This is a genomic window from Gammaproteobacteria bacterium (genome assembly GCA_035279405.1).
Taxonomy (GTDB): domain Bacteria; phylum Pseudomonadota; class Gammaproteobacteria; order Natronospirales; family REEB76; genus REEB76.
In genome coordinates, this window is record DATEHU010000017.1 from 91,187 (window position 1) to 105,921 (window position 14,735).

A 14,735-nucleotide genomic window follows, 5' to 3' on the forward strand; every position below is an offset into this window, starting at 1 on the left:
ATGAACGCACGCGTCAACGACTTCGTCATCAAAATCGCCAACGTCAACGGCACCGGATCGGCGAGCGCCAACGGCCTGTTGATGAAGGCCGTCTTTCGCATGGGCATCCCGGTAGTAGGCAAAAATTTCTTTCCCTCCAATATCCAGGGCCTGCCCACCTGGTTCGAGATCCGCGTGAGCCGCGAGGGTTACCTGGCGCGCTCCGGGCGCGTGGACCTCATGGTGGCGATGAACGCCCAGACCTATGCGCGCGATCTCGCCGAGGTCAGCGCCGGCGGCTACCTTATATATGACTCCACCTGGCCGCGCGACAAGCAACTGGTGCGCGAGGATGTAACTGTTATCGGCATCCCGTTCGCCCAACTGGTGAACGGCGAGTTCGAGAACGTGCGTGCCCGCGTGCTCATGAAAAACGTGTGTTACCTGGGCGCGCTGGCGGCGTTGCTGGAAATCGACATGCAGGTGGTGGAGCAACTGCTCAAGGAAACCTTCGCCGACAAGCAGAAACTCATCGCCGGCAATCTCAAGGCCATCGAACTTGGCTATAAGTACACGAAGGAACACGTCACTTGTCCGTTGCCGTTGCGACTCGAGGCCATGCACAAAACCAATGACCAGGTGATGGTGGACGGCAACATGATGGCGGCGCTCGGCTGCGTGTACGCCGGCGCCACCGTGGGCGCCTGGTATCCGATCACGCCGTCCACGTCACTGATGGACGCCTTCAAGGAATACTGCGAGCGCTATCGCGTGGATCCGGGAACCGGCAAGCATCGGTATTGCATCGTGCAGGCCGAGGACGAGCTCGCGGCCATCGGCATGGTGCTGGGCGCGGCCTGGAACGGCGCACGCGCCTTCACGCCCACCAGCGGCCCTGGCATCTCACTGATGAACGAGTTCATCGGCTTCGCCTATTACGCCGAAATTCCCGCGGTGCTGTTCGATGTGCAGCGCGTGGGTCCGTCCACCGGCATGCCCACGCGCACCCAGCAGTGCGACATCCTGTTCTGCGCCTACGCCTCGCACGGCGACACCCGCCATGTGCTGCTGTTTCCCGCCGATCCGGGTGAATGTTTCCACATGGCGATCGCGGCCTTCGATCTCGCCGAACGGCTGCAGACGCCGGTATTCGTGCTCTCCGATCTCGACATCGGCATGAACGACTGGATGGTGCCGAAGATTCGCTGGGACGAGAACTACGTTCCCGACCACGGCAAGGTCTATACGCGCGCACAACTGGAGCAGATGCAGGTATTCCATCGTTACACCGACGCCGATGGTGACGGCATCCCGTATCGCACCTATCCCGGCGTGCACCCCAAGGGCGCATTCTTCGTGCGCGGCTCCGGCCATAACCGCCGTGGCGGCTATACCGAGGACGCCGACGAATATAAGGACGTGCTTGACCGGCTGCGGCGCAAGCACGACACGGCCAAGGAACTGGTGCCGGCGCCGGTCATCAAGAGCCGCAAGGGCGTCACCACCGCTGTAGTTTCGCTCGGCAGTTGCGATGCGGCGGTGCGTGAGGCGCTGGACGTGCTCGCGCGCGAAGGCACCGAGGTGAATTACCTGCGCGTGCGCGGTTTCCCCTTCAGCAAGGCGGTGGAGGAATTCTTGAGCCAGCATGAGCGGATTTTCGTGGTCGAGCAGAACCGCGATGCGCAGTTGCGATCGCTGTTATTGCTGGAAACCCACGTGGAGAAGCACAGACTGAATTCCATCCTGCACTACGGCGGCATGCCCATGGATTCGCGCTGCATCGTCGAGGGCGTGAACCGCGCGCTCGCCAAACCTGCTGTGGCTTAGGGTAACGGAAATGCACATTGCGGAAAAATCCCCCCGCGCGCCAAACGCTTGCCCCCCTTTGCAAAGGGGGGCGAGGAGCGAAGCTCAGAGCGGGCAGCCAGGGGCGAGTTGCGCCGCGATGAGCGGGCGGCCATGGATGGCCGCCCTGGACCCGGACACGGAGCAGGATTGCGGAGTGTTCGAGGCTGCCCTGGACTTTCGGGCGAAGCAGGATTGCGAAGCTCGAAAGAGAGGGGATTTCGGCAGCGCACAACGTGATGTCACGTTCAACTTGGCGGCCATCATTCACTTTGTTCGCACGAGAATTGTATGAGTTTCATGCGCAAACCCGCGGTCAGCCACTCCATGCTCGCCAAGAACGAGCGTGGCCTCACGGTGCGCGACTACGAGGGCAGCATGTCCACGCTGTGCGCCGGCTGCGGCCACGATTCCATCACCGCGGCCGTGATCCAGGCGTTCTGGGAACTCAACATCGAGCCCTACCAGGTCGCCAAGATGAGCGGTATCGGCTGCTCTTCCAAGACGCCGACCTATTTTCTGTCCGAAGCCCACGGCATCAATGCGGTGCATGGCCGCATGCCGTCCATCGCCACCGGCGCCAACGCCGCTGACCGCAACCTGTATTACATCGGTATCTCGGGCGACGGCGATTCGCTGTCCATCGGCTTGGGACAGTTCATCCATGCGATGCGCCGCAACCTCAACATGCTTTATATAATCGAGAACAACGGTGTCTACGGTCTGACCAAAGGCCAGTTCTCGGCCTCGGCCGACGTCGGCAGCAAGGCCAAGAAGGGCGAGGTCAACCAGCAGCCGCCGATCGATCCGGTAGTCGCGGCGCTGACGCTCGGCGGCAGTTTCGTGGCGCGCAGTTTTTCGGGCGACAAGGCGCAACTGGTACCGCTCATCAAGGCGGGCATCATGCACAACGGCTTTGCGTTGCTCGATGTGCTCTCGCCCTGCGTGACCTTCAACGACCACGAAGATTCCACCAAGAGCTACGCCCATACCCGCCAGTTCTATCATCCGGCCGTGCACGCGGATTTCATTCCGCCGAGAAAGCCCATCCGTGCGGCCTACGACGAGGGTGAGGCCATGCCGGTGGAACTGCACGACGGCAGTACAGTGCTGCTGCGCAAAGTGTCGCGCGACTACAATCCCAAGAGCCGCGGCGACGCTTATTCCTATCTGTACGAGCACCAGAAGCAGGGCGAGATCGTTACCGGCCTGCTTTATATAGATGAAGATCAGCGCGAAATGCACGACATCAGCAACACCGTCAGCCAAGCGCTGCGTGATTTGCCGTACGCCGAGCTCTGCCCCGGCGCCAAGGCCCTGGACGAAATCCAGAACCTGTATCGCTGAGCCTGCGCCGCACTGCGGCCTGACCCGACCGCGTCACCACCTGGTAATGGCGCAAGCGCCGCGGCATCGCGAGTAGAAAGCCTGCATCCTTCGGATAGTAGCGCGCGCGTCCGATATCCTCGCCGGCAAATGCGCGGATGGCCTGGGGCGAATCCCACAGGCTCAGCAGCACGATCTCGCTTTCCTTGACGCCTTCATCCAGCAGTACCCAGGTGCCCAGATGGCCGGGCGTGGCGGCATAGTCGCGCAGGCCGGTGCGGCGCAGGTACCTGAGGTAGGCACCGGCTTTATCCCGCGGCACACGTCCGCGCCACTCCCGCAGGATTGTCGGGTGATCCGCGGCGAACACCGGGGCGCGCGGCAGCCGGGCATGGGCCAGCACGATCGGCGGGTAGCTGCGGAAATACGCCACCAGCGCCAGCCACAGCGGCCGCGGGTATTGACGGACATAATCCGCGAGGGTGTGCCACAGGGGCAGGAAGTAATTCAGGTCCAAGTCAGAAATATTCATGATGGGGCCCTCGCCGCTGTAACCGTCTAGCTATAGCTAGACGGTTACAGCATAGACTGGACACTGTAACTAGTCAAGTGTGATACACTGGTTACAGGTAAAAATTGTGGAAGCTTATGAATACCCCGATTCGTAATCTGGAGACCCTGGATTGGGTGGCCGGCCACCCGGCCCTGGACTTCGTCAATACCGTTTCCTGGGCGTCCGCGGGGCATCCCGACTACCTGCACGGTTATGCTGACCTGCTGGCCTGGACGGCGCAGGCTGATCTCATCAGCCCCCAGGGCCGGCGCGCACTCAGCGAAGGCAGCGGGCACGCCCAGACGAGCGCCTTCAAGGAAGCCCAGACCCTGCGGGAATCCCTGCGCGCCATTTTCCAGGCGATCGCAGAGGGGCGGGGTCCGCCGCAGGCGGCGCTCGACCATCTGAATGCCGTGGTGCAAAAAACCGTGGGGTGGCGGAGGCTCAGCCTTGAGGGGCGTAAAGTGCGCAGCGATTGGAACTTCGCGGGCGCACCACCTGGCGCTCTGCTCGGCCCTGTCGCGTGGAAAGCAGTGGAGCTGCTGGAAGACGGCCCGCTGGAACGTGTCAAGGAGTGTCATCCCGGCTGCGCCTGGCTGTTCCTGGACACCTCCAGGAACAGCTCGCGTCGCTGGTGCAGCATGCAAACCTGTGGGAATGACGCCAAGGTGCGGCGCTTTCGCAAGCGGCTGAAAGCCGCTGCAGTGACTTAGAAATGATTTCGGACCGTCGAAGCTTGCGCGGGTTTTGCTTCGGCCCCCGGTAGCCGGAAGACATCCACAACCTGTATCACTGACCGTCGCCTGCGCGCGCTGAGGGGAACAAAATTCAGCCGAGCTGGTATCAAGAGCAAGCCGGATTCCATGCGCAGCGAACTTCTCCAGCGACCGTCCTGACACGCACGCGCGCGGAAGGCGTAAAATTCCCCGCTTTCCCGGTTCCGAAAAACAATCCATCTGTCTGGAGGTGTCCCATGTCGCTGTCCATGTACCAGGCGTCCGTGCCGGTGTTCATCCGTGCGCTGACCAATTTGTCCGCCATCCTCAAGAAGGGCGACGCTTACGCGCAGGCGAAAAAAGTTGAACCTGCGGTGCTAGTCAACGCGCGCCTGTATCCGGATATGTTTACGCTGGTGCGCCAGGTGCAGATCGCGAGCGATACCGCCAAGGGCTGCGCTGCGCGCCTCGCCGGCCAGGAGCCACCGAGCTTTGCGGATCAGGAGCAAACCTTTGCAGAGCTGTACGCGCGCCTCGACAAGACCATTGCCTTTCTCAAGACTCTGAAACCCGCGCAAATCGACGGCTCGGAGGAACGCGCCATCGAATTGAAGATGCGCGACCGCACGCTGCACACCAAGGGCCGCGAGTATCTGCTGGAACGGGCGCTGCCGAACCTGTTTTTCCACGTCACCACGGCCTACGGCATACTGCGTCACAACGGCGTGGAAGTCGGCAAACACGATTTCCTGGGTGCGTAAATCCCGGTTACGCAAGCAAAGGCCGCTCCCTGCTGGAGCGGCCTTTGCTTATCAACACACTTCGCGCTACTGGATCGGCGGCAAGTGCGGGTGGTGGTTGGGGTAGGGCGGCCGCGGGAACTCCGCTGCCGGATGTGCTTTCAGTTCCTGCATCAGTACTTCCACGGTTTTTTCCAGTTGCGGGTCGTGGCCTTGGCGCACCAGCTTCGGATCCTGCCAGACCTCGACGTTGGGCGCGATGCCGTGGTTCTCCACTTCCCAGTGGCCGTGCAGGCCGTAGATCGCCCAGCGCGGCGCGGTGATGCGCCCACCGTCCATAAGCACCGGATAGCCGCCGATACCCACCAGCCCGCCCCAAGTGCGTTCGCCGATGAGCGGTCCGATGTCCATGCGCTTGAAATACCACGGCATGGCGTCACCGCCGGAGCCGGAGAACTGGTTGATGATCATGGCTTTGGGGCCGAAGATTGCCTGCGTCGGCTCGGTGTAATCTTCGCCCTCACGCGTGGCCACGCGGCTCATCGGCTTACGCATCAGGTAATCCACGATGTAATCCGCCAACTGGCCGCCGTGGTTGTAGCGTTCGTCAATCACCGCGCCCAGTTTGTCGGTCTGCGCGAAGTAATAGCGGTTGAAGCTGGTGAAGCCGCCGCCGGCGGTGTCCGGCAGATGCACGTAGGCGAGCTTGCCGCCTGATAGCTTGTCCACCAGGCGCCGATTGCCTTCCACCCAGTCGAGATTACGCAAGGGGAATTCATTCGCCACCGGTACCACGGTCACGTCGCGCGCGCCCGTGCCGTCCGGATTCGGCCCCACGCGCAACACCGTCTGCTGGCCGGCGGTGCCGACGAAGTAGCTGTAGAGATTATCCCGCGCGGTGAGTGCCCGGCCGTTCACCGCCAGCAAATACTCACCGGCCTTGACGTTCACGCCCGGTTGGGTAAGGGGCGCCTGCAATTGCGGATTCCAGTTCTCGCCGCTGTAGATCTTGGTGAAGCGGTAGCGGTCGTGCTCGACCGTGTAATCAGCGCCCAGGAGACCGATGTTGAGTTTCTTCATCTCCGGTTCGGCGCCGCCGCGCACGAACATGTGGCCCACGGACATGTAGGACAACATCTTGCGGAACAGGAAATTGAGATCATCGCGGCTGGCGATGCCGGGCAGATACACGGCAAAGCGCTGTTCCGCGAGCTTGAGATCCAGGCCGTGGTAATGTGGGTCATAAAAGAAATCCCGCTCGATGCGCCACACCTCGCGGTACATCTGGTTCCATTCCTGCCGCGGCACTACCCACACCTGCATGCCGGCGGTATTGATCTGGCCATCGCCGGGTTTCGGCGGCGCGTCGCTCTTGGCAATGAACCAGTTGTCCTTGACCTGGTAAAGCATCTTCTCCCCGTTGAAGGACAAGGTAAATGTCGCGACACCGCTTAACAACGGTTTGGTCTCGCGGTCCTTAAGCGTGAATTTCTGGACGCTCAGAGGCGCGGGTCCGCGGCCCATGAATACCAGCGGCGCTTCCTGCAGATACAGCACGCCGGATTCGCCGGCGGTCAGGCCCACGTAATTCGCCGCCTGGATCGGCAGCGCCAGGGTGCGTTGCAACAGACCCTGGAAATCAATGCTCACCGTCACGGGTTTTTCTGCGGTTTTTCCCGTGCTCTTGTCTTCGGGCGGTTTGGGGGATGCGGCGGGTTTTTCATCGTCGCTCAGGGGCGCGATGGGCGAGGGCAGGTCGCGGCGCAACACCGCCACGTACACGCTGCGCGTGACCGGATGCGCTTCGCTGGTCATGTCCAGCCAGCCGGTGGAAAGTCCCATGTCGGTGCTGGCGGTGAAATACAGATACTTGCCGTCCTTGTCCCACACCGGGTACAGGCAGTCGCTCATGCCGTCGGTCACCTGATGGGCCTTGCCGTCGGCGAGCGAATACACGAACACCGCGCGCAGGTGATTTGGCAGTTGTTTGGTGTAGGCCAGCCACTTGCCATCCGGTGACCAGGACTGGTCAAACTCGTGCAGCGGCGTGTCGAACAGATCGGTATCCACTTTCACCGGCGCGGGATGATCCAGGTCCACATACCAAAGATTCAGACGTTTGTCGCTGTAGGCAATTTTCCTGCTGTCCGGTGACCAGCTCGGCGAATAAAAGAACGACGGTGGCTGGCCGAGATTGATCACGCGCGGCGGTTTCAGGCCGTCCTGATCGCGGATGTACAGCGCGTATTCGCCGGAAGCGTCGGAGAAATACGCCACGGATTTACCATCCGGCGACCAAGAAGGGTCGCGCTCCGCGGCGCCGGGCGTTGCGCTGATGTCGCGGATATCGCCTTTTTCCGCCGGCACCGTGAGAATCTCGCCGTGCGCTTCAAAAACCGCGCGCGCCCCGGTCGGGGAAATTTCCGCAGTGAGAATATCCTTCGCCACCTTGACGAAATGCGGCGCCAGCTGCGGCATGTCGCCCGCCACGTGCAGGTTCAGCGGCGTAGCGAGGTGCGACTTGAGGTCGAACAGGTACAGTTTGCCCATCTGCGAATACACGATGGCGCCGGGCCCGGCCGAGGCGGAGTCAATGTCAAAGCCGTCGTTGTTCAGCAGTTTGGTTACCTTCCCGGTTTGTGTGTCATAGGCGAACAGCGTCACCGGTCCGTCACGGTCGGAAAGGAAATACACCGTGTTGCCCACCCACATGGGATCGCGGTCATTGGAATTGTCACGCGGAATCTTCACTACGCTGGAATCCGAGAGCCGCGCGATCCAGATGGGCGTGGTCTGGCCGCCGCGATAACCTTTCCAGTCCGGCTCCCACTGGAATACCGGACTGTAGGCGAGATGCGAGCCGTCGGGAGAGTGCGCACCGTCCTCGGCCATGGACAGTGGCAATTGCGTGGGCAATCCGCCGGTTACCGGCACTGTGAACAGGCGGTTGGAATCGGTGTTGCTGTCGCGGTGCGAGTTGAACAGCACCTGCTGGCCGTCCGGTGTCCAACCCACCACCCCGTTGTCATTGGGGTGCCAAGTGAGCCGGCGCGGCTCACCGCCGGCCGCCGGCACCACATACACATTGTCGCTGCCGTCGTAATTGCCGGTATAGGCCACCAGATTGCCATCGGGCGAAAACTTGGGATCGCGCGCGAGGCCGTTGCCGCCCACCAGTACGCGCGCATCACCGCCCGTGCGTGGCGCGATCCAGATCTCGTCTCCGTAGGCAAATGCGATTTGCGTCCGCGACAGTGTCGGGGTCTGCAGGAGCAAGGGCGGATTGGCCGTGGCAGCAAAAGGCGCAAACAGAATGAACAACAGGGCAACGAGGGCGACGCGCATGACAGACTCCGTAAGGTGTGGGTAGTGATGGCGCAAAGCCGGGTGAGTATAGGCTATGCTAACGGCAAGGTTGCGGAAACCGGCGCACGAAAGAGATGGAACTGCTGGAACTTCATGAGCCTGTCCGGTCAAATACCATTTCCCCTAGCAAGGAACAGAAGAAATTTCATGACCTTCAAGAACTTTCTGGAGTGCAGCGCGCCGCGCATGTTGAGCGTGCTGCGCATCGTTGTCGGCCTGATGTTCATGCAGCACGGCACCTCCAAGCTGTTTCACTATCCCGCATCCATGGGCCACATAGAATTGTTCTCGCTCATTGGCCTGGCCGGCGTCCTGGAAACCTTCGGCGGCGCGCTGATCGCGCTCGGTTTGTTCACCCGCCCGGTGGCCTTCATTCTTTCCGGTGAAATGGCGTTTGCGTATTTCATGGCACACGCGCCGCGCGGTTTCTTCCCGTTGGTGAATGCCGGAGAGGCGGCGGTGTTCTATTGCTTTGTGTTCCTGTATTTCGCCGCGGCCGGAGGCGGAACCTGGGGATTGGATGCGTGGCTGTGGCGGCCGCGTGCGGCCAAGGTTGCGGTGAGCTGAGGCACGCTGGCAGCCAGCATGAAGGAGTTGAAGCACGAGGCCGAGTTGGTGAAAGCCGCGATTCTCGCCGGCGTGAAATATGCCGAGCAGCGCGGCGCCGCGGTGTTTGAGCCGACGGACTCGGCCAGCGAGAAGATTCTGTACATCTACCGCCTGCTGGTGCACGACAAGCTCATGCAGCCGTTGCCCGAGGACCAGGTGTCGCAGCAGTCCATGCGCCACAAGCTCGCTATCTGGTATGCCAGGCAGTTGCCTCAGGACCATCCACTGCTGAAATGAATCGCCTGGCGAGAGCGTTATGAGTGCCGCGGCGCATCACTGGTACGTTTATTTGCTTGAATGCCGCGGCGGACGGTTGTACGCCGGCATCACCACCGATGTTGCACGGCGCCTGCGTGAGCATCGCGCGGGGAAGAAAGGCGCGCGTTTCACGCGTGCGCATCCACCGGTGAGGCTCGTGGCCGCGGTGCATGTCGCATCCAGGGCAGCGGCGCTCCGGCTGGAGGCGGCCGTCCGGAAACTGCGCCACGCGCAGAAACTGCGCTGGGCGGCCGTGGTGGGGATCGGGAGCACGTGGACCAGTTCGATTACGTGATCGTGGGTGGTGGCGCGGCGGGCTGCGTGCTGGCGAGCCGGCTGTCCGAGGACCCGGCTGTGCGCGTGTGCCTGCTGGAAGCGGGTGGCGAAGGCCGCAACTGGCTGGTGCGCGTGCCCTTCGGCATGGTGTTGAGCGTGCCGACGCCGCTCATCAATTGGGGATTCAAGACGGTTCCGCAAAAAGAGCTGAACGGCCGGCGGCTGTATCAGCCGCGCGGGCGCGTCTTGGGCGGCTCGAGCGCCATCAATGCCATGATCTACACGCGCGGCCACCCCTCCGATTATGACGCGTGGGCCGCGGCCGGAAATCGCGGCTGGTCCTGGAGCGAGGTGCTGCCGTACTTCAAGCGCGCCGAAGCCAACGCACGCTGGAGTAACGCGTACCACGGCGCCGACGGACCGCTGCCGGTGAGCGATGCGTTCACGGACAATCCGATGCACACGGTGTTTCTGGAAGCGGCGCAGCAGGCGGGGTTTCCGTTGACCGAGGATTTCAACGGCGCACGGCAGGAAGGCGTGGGGGTGTATCAGGTAACGCAGCGCCAGGGCGAGCGCTGGAGTGCCGCGCGGGCCTATCTCGAGCCGCAGTTTTCGCGCCCAAACCTGTGTGTGCTTACCGGGGCGCGTGCGCGGCGTGTGCTGTTCGAAGGTCGGCGCGCACACGCCGTAGAATTCCGCCGCGGCGGACGGGTAAAAACGGTTGCCGCGACGGCGGAAATCATCGTGTGCGCCGGCACTTTCCAGTCGCCACAGTTATTGATGCTCTCGGGCATCGGCGACGGCGAGGCGCTCAGGCGCTATGGCATCGCCCTGGTGCAGCACCTGCCGGGCATGGGCGAAAATCTCCAGGATCATCTTGACTACACGCTGATCCAGCGGGCGAAGAGTCCGGATCTCATCGGCTTCTCACCGGGTGGAATTGCGCACCTGTTGCGCGAATTCGGCCGTTACCGTCGCGAGCGTCGCGGCATGTTGGCCACGAACGTGGCCGAAGCGGGCGGCTTCCTCAAGACCGATCCCGCGCTGGAGAAGCCGGACGTGCAACTGCATTTCTGCGTGGCCATCGTTCACAACCACGGTCGCACGTTGCGTCACCTGTTCCACGGCTATTCGCTGCACGTGTGCGTACTGCGTCCGGCAAGCCGCGGGCGCGTGCGGCTCGTGAGTGCCGATCCCGAAGCGGCGCCCGCGATTGATCCTGCCTACCTGAGCGATGCACGCGATTTGGACGTGCTGGTGCGCGGCTTCCGGCTGGCGCGTCGCATTCTCGATGCGCCGGCGTTCAAACCCTACCGTCGCCGCGAACTGTTTACCGCGGATGTGCATTCCGACGAGGACATCCGTGCCGCCATTCGTGCGCGCGCCGAGACTATTTATCACCCGGCGGGCACCAGCCGCATGGGTAGCGACAGAAGCGCAGTAGTGGATGCGGAGCTGCGCGTGCGCGGCGTTGAGGGTTTGCGGGTTGTGGATGCCTCGGTCATGCCGACGCTCATCGGCGGCAACACCCAGGCGCCCACCATGATGATTGCCGAGAAGGCTGCGGATTTATTGCGCCGCGCGTAAACAGCGCGTAGAGGGGTTCGGGTCAGTCTGTATGCGCAGGCGACTGTGCGGGGATAGGCACGGTTGCCTGCTTGAAACCCGGCGGACGGACGTTCGGCAGGAACACGGCGAATATTCCGAGCAGCGGCAGGAACGCACACACCTGATAGACAAAGACGATACTGAATTTGTCGGCCAGCGCCCCGAGTATCGCGGCGCCGATGCCGCCCATGCCGAAGGCCAGTCCATAGAACAGTCCGGATACCACGCCGATGCGGTGCGGCATCATGTCCTGCGCGTACACGATGATCGCGGGGAATGCCGAGGCGAGAATCACGCCGATCACCACGCTCAATACGCCGGTCCACAGCAGGTCCACGTGCGGCAACAGCAGCGTGAAGGGCGCCACGCCCAGAATGGACACCCAGATCACCGCCTTGCGGCCGATGCGATCGCCGAGCGGTCCGCCGATCAGCGTGCCGGCCGCTACCGCAGCCAGGAACACGAACAGGTGGTACTGTGCATCGCGCACTGACGTACCGAAATGGTGGATCAGGTAAAACTCGTAGTAGCTGCTGATGCTCGCCAGATAAAAGAACTTGGAGAAAATCAGCACCATCAGCACCGCCAGCGTGCGGGCAACCAGCTTGCGCGGGTAGCGCGATCCGGCCGCTCTGATCCTGTGTGGTATGCGTTCTGCGATGTGGCGCCGATACCAGCCGCCGACCTGGATGAGCACGACGATCGCAAGCAACGCAGCGAGCGCGAACCACGCGACCTCGCCGCGGCCGTGGCGCAATACCACCCAGGCCGCCAGCAGCGGACCGAGGGAGGCGCCGAAGTTGCCGCCGATCTGGAACACCGATTGCGCCAGACCAAAGCGACCGCCCGACGCCATGCGCGCCACGCGCGAGGACTCGGGGTGGAACACCGAAGAGCCGCTGCCGATGAGCGCCACCGCGATCAGCAGGATCGCAAAGCTGGGCGCCACCGCGAGCAGCACCAGCCCGCTCAGCGTGAAGCACATGCCGACCGGCAATGAATAGGGCATCGGGCGTTTGTCGGTGATCACTCCGACCACCGGCTGCAGCAGTGAGGCGGTCAATTGAAACGTCAGGGTAATCAGCCCGACCTGCAGAAAGCTCAGGTGGAAATCGCCTTTGAGCAGCGGGTAGATCGCCACAATCAGCGACTGCATCATGTCGTTCAGCAGGTGCGAGAAGCTGATGGCGCCGAGCACGTCGTAGCGCGTGACGCGTTTGGGCTGAATCAACTGGTCGGCCGCGGGCTCAGCCACTGCCGGCGATGGGTGCGAGGCGATTTCGTGCATGGAGGGTCCAATCAGCCTGGCACAGTCCGGCGCAGAAGGCGCGGTCGTCATGCTGGGCAAGCTGGCGGAGTTCTCTGGGGCGTGGATGCTGGCGTGCCGTTATGTAATGGCCGGCGCCATTATATCGCCGCAACAGGTTTGCACGGTATGTCGTTGCCGCCGGATTCAGGCGGCACAATTACCTGTGGGCGGCTGCGGAGCAGCTCCTTATTTTGTAACGTGTTTGACCGTGCGTCTTCCGTTCCAAAACTTCCGAACTTTTGGCACCAAAACTGTCGTGTGGCTGTGGTGTTACATAAATTCGGCGGCGGATTTCACTGAGTCAATCAAGGCGTAAATACGCCGACGTGTGGTATAAAACCCCCGATGTACGGAGCTAGCTCCTACAGTGCGCTGCGTGGTAAGGGCCACACCGTGTGTATATCAACCTCTCACAGGAGGCCCGGATCATTCGGCGATAGGTCAAATCATTGGTAATTCGGAGGTTTCACCAATGAACGTCAATCTTTTCGCTGCAAAAAAGACTCAGGGTGTCACATTCAGGATCGGCAAGCCGGTCCTTCATCGGGATCTGGGAATCCAGAAACTGGTCGGCCCCGCCAAGGACAAGCTCATAATGAAAGTTAATTCTTGTAACAATGCCTTGGCTACAGCTTGAGCTTCAGCTCTGCAATTACAAAGGAAATAGGCGACTGATCAGTGCCGTTTAATCAGGGACTTATGGGCCCGTCCGGATTTACAATCTGCAAGTCCGGGCGGGCCCGATTCTTGGAATGCAGTATTACTCCCGTCTGACAAAAGGACGTTCATGCGAAACGCGCAGGAATATCTCGATGCGCTTGCGCGCCTGCCGCGCCCTTACCGTCTTATGCCGCCGGCGCGGGACGGTGCCGGTCAGCACGAAGCCGACACGGTAGAGGCCAACACCCGCGAATTCGCCTCCGCCAATCTGCACCATCTGCTGCCGGATATCCCGATGGCGGCACATCCACAAATCATTGATGAGATCCTGTTGCACCGGCTCATGGCGGAACTCGATGAGGACGGGTTATTTCTATTGGGTAATACTCATATTGAAGACCCGCATTCGGTGCTAGCTGCAGCCAAGAACACGCCGGTCATATTCTGCACGTTCCACTTTGGGTCGTATCGGCTGATTAATATGCTTCTGATGAGTCGAAGCTTTAACTATTTGCTCCCCGTGGAAGACCATATTTACACCGCTCAGAAAGCCATATTTATGGATCATACCGAGGGATACAAGAAGCACTTCCATAGTACGCCCCAATTTGTGGTGGTAAATGCCGAGGAGCCTACGGCTGCGCTGACGATGGCGCGTAAGGCCAGAGCAGGCTGGTCATTGCTGGCTTACATAGACGGCAATACCGGCGTGCAGGGCGCGGCCAGGAAAGACGCCAAGATGCTCAAGGTTCCGCTACTCGGCCGACCGATGTATGCGCGCAGGGGGATTGCCTTTCTGTCGCATTTCCTCAAACTGCCGATCGTGCCGGTCTTCTGCGAATTCACGGGCCCGGTGGAGAGACGTCTGATTTTTCATGATCCGATCCAGCCGGGCGGAGCTGATACCGAGCGGGATGCGTATTGCCAATCCGCAACCGAACGGCTGTACGCGTTGCTCGGCACGTATCTCAAAAAGTCTCCTTCGCAATGGCTGGGCTGGCTGGACATGCAAATGTATCTTGATTTGGATGCTACTACTTCGCTCGAAACCATGGAAAACATGGGCACGGCCATGGATTCCGAAGGCGATGAAGTCGTGGCGCAGCGGCTGGTGTTCAATCATGAGCGCTTCGGATTTATCGTGCGCGAAGGCGAGCGCGTGCTGCTCGATAAGTTTAACTACGAATTTCTGTCGGTGCCCGAAAGTGTATTCGCGGTGCTGGACGCGTGCCGTGAACCGGTGGCGGTAACCCGCCACATGCCGGAAGAACACAGGGAAACCATCGAACAATTGTTATCGCTCAACTTGCTGTCGCCGGTCACGGACACGGTGCGCGGCACTTAGAGCGTCTAACGAAATGTGTGAAGATGAAAATTCAATACGTCTGAAATCTCCCCTCTTTCGAACTTCGCTTGTTGGCTGCGCAGTCCTGCTTCGCCAAAAGTCCAGCCCATACATCCTGTATGGGCGTTCGCGGCGTTGCCGCTCA

The 14,735-nt window shown here is 61.3% G+C and carries 14 protein-coding genes; 11 read left to right on the forward strand and 3 right to left on the reverse strand.

Annotated elements, in window-relative coordinates:
* Together VJR90_01625 and VJR90_01630 are read left to right on the forward strand one after the other, a co-directional pair.
* Nucleotides 1-1,806 (forward strand): 2-oxoacid:acceptor oxidoreductase subunit alpha, encoded by a 1,806-nt coding sequence (locus tag VJR90_01625; protein HKV96175.1) that lies wholly within the window; start codon nt 1-3, stop codon nt 1,804-1,806.
* A 309-nt stretch (nt 1,807-2,115) separates the two neighbouring features.
* Nucleotides 2,116-3,171: a 2-oxoacid:ferredoxin oxidoreductase subunit beta gene (locus VJR90_01630; GenBank protein ID HKV96176.1), complete on the forward strand. Its 1,056-nt coding sequence runs from the start codon at nt 2,116-2,118 to the stop codon at nt 3,169-3,171.
* On the opposite strand, the gene VJR90_01635 is transcribed toward VJR90_01630, so the two are convergent.
* Nucleotides 3,086-3,682, reverse strand: a complete 597-nt coding sequence (locus tag VJR90_01635; protein ID HKV96177.1) for a hypothetical protein — start codon at nt 3,680-3,682, stop codon at nt 3,086-3,088. The two genes, VJR90_01630 and VJR90_01635, sit on opposite strands and share 86 nt — an antisense overlap.
* 116 nt (nt 3,683-3,798) lie before the next feature.
* Between VJR90_01635 and VJR90_01640 the strand changes: the two genes are divergently transcribed.
* Nucleotides 3,799-4,416, forward strand: coding sequence for an ABATE domain-containing protein (locus VJR90_01640; protein HKV96178.1), 618 nt, complete (start codon nt 3,799-3,801; stop codon nt 4,414-4,416).
* A gap of 260 nt (nt 4,417-4,676) precedes the next feature.
* The gene (locus VJR90_01645; GenBank protein ID HKV96179.1) at nt 4,677-5,180 is read left to right on the forward strand and encodes a DUF1993 domain-containing protein; all 504 of its coding nucleotides are present in this window, start codon (nt 4,677-4,679) and stop codon (nt 5,178-5,180) included.
* 66 nt (nt 5,181-5,246) lie between these two features.
* On the opposite strand, the gene VJR90_01650 is transcribed toward VJR90_01645, so the two are convergent.
* Nucleotides 5,247-8,504 (reverse strand): PDZ domain-containing protein, encoded by a 3,258-nt coding sequence (locus tag VJR90_01650; GenBank protein ID HKV96180.1) that lies wholly within the window; start codon nt 8,502-8,504, stop codon nt 5,247-5,249.
* A gap of 168 nt (nt 8,505-8,672) precedes the next feature.
* Here VJR90_01650 and VJR90_01655 point away from each other — a divergent pair, with 168 nt between their 5' ends.
* Genes VJR90_01655 through VJR90_01670 form a run of 4 tightly spaced genes read left to right on the forward strand, consistent with a single transcriptional unit; the run spans nt 8,673 to nt 11,255 of the window.
* The gene (locus tag VJR90_01655) at nt 8,673-9,092 is read left to right on the forward strand and encodes a DoxX family protein (GenBank protein HKV96181.1); all 420 of its coding nucleotides are present in this window, start codon (nt 8,673-8,675) and stop codon (nt 9,090-9,092) included.
* Nucleotides 9,093-9,110: 18 nt separating this feature from the next.
* On the forward strand, nt 9,111-9,371 hold the full coding sequence (locus VJR90_01660; protein HKV96182.1) for a DUF5062 family protein: 261 nt from the start codon (nt 9,111-9,113) through the stop codon (nt 9,369-9,371).
* A 19-nt stretch (nt 9,372-9,390) separates the two neighbouring features.
* The gene (locus VJR90_01665) at nt 9,391-9,687 is read left to right on the forward strand and encodes a GIY-YIG nuclease family protein (protein ID HKV96183.1); all 297 of its coding nucleotides are present in this window, start codon (nt 9,391-9,393) and stop codon (nt 9,685-9,687) included.
* The gene (locus VJR90_01670; GenBank protein ID HKV96184.1) at nt 9,666-11,255 is read left to right on the forward strand and encodes a choline dehydrogenase; all 1,590 of its coding nucleotides are present in this window, start codon (nt 9,666-9,668) and stop codon (nt 11,253-11,255) included. The genes VJR90_01665 and VJR90_01670 overlap by 22 nt, the downstream gene beginning before the upstream one ends.
* Before the next feature lie 22 nt (nt 11,256-11,277).
* Here the strand turns inward: VJR90_01670 and VJR90_01675 are convergent, their stop codons facing one another.
* A complete protein-coding gene (locus tag VJR90_01675) occupies nt 11,278-12,564 on the reverse strand; it encodes an MFS transporter (GenBank protein ID HKV96185.1) in 1,287 nt (428 codons plus the stop codon).
* Here VJR90_01675 and VJR90_01680 point away from each other — a divergent pair.
* The 3 genes from VJR90_01680 (at nt 12,563) to VJR90_01690 (ending at nt 14,590) form a co-directional block, all read left to right on the forward strand.
* Complete coding sequence (locus VJR90_01680; protein HKV96186.1) at nt 12,563-12,901, forward strand: hypothetical protein; 339 nt, start codon at nt 12,563-12,565, stop codon at nt 12,899-12,901. The two genes, VJR90_01675 and VJR90_01680, sit on opposite strands and share 2 nt — an antisense overlap.
* A gap of 156 nt (nt 12,902-13,057) precedes the next feature.
* Nucleotides 13,058-13,222, forward strand: coding sequence for a hypothetical protein (locus tag VJR90_01685; protein ID HKV96187.1), 165 nt, complete (start codon nt 13,058-13,060; stop codon nt 13,220-13,222).
* Between the two features lie 150 nt (nt 13,223-13,372).
* On the forward strand, nt 13,373-14,590 hold the full coding sequence (locus tag VJR90_01690; protein ID HKV96188.1) for a hypothetical protein: 1,218 nt from the start codon (nt 13,373-13,375) through the stop codon (nt 14,588-14,590).
* Nucleotides 14,591-14,735 lie beyond the last annotated feature (145 nt).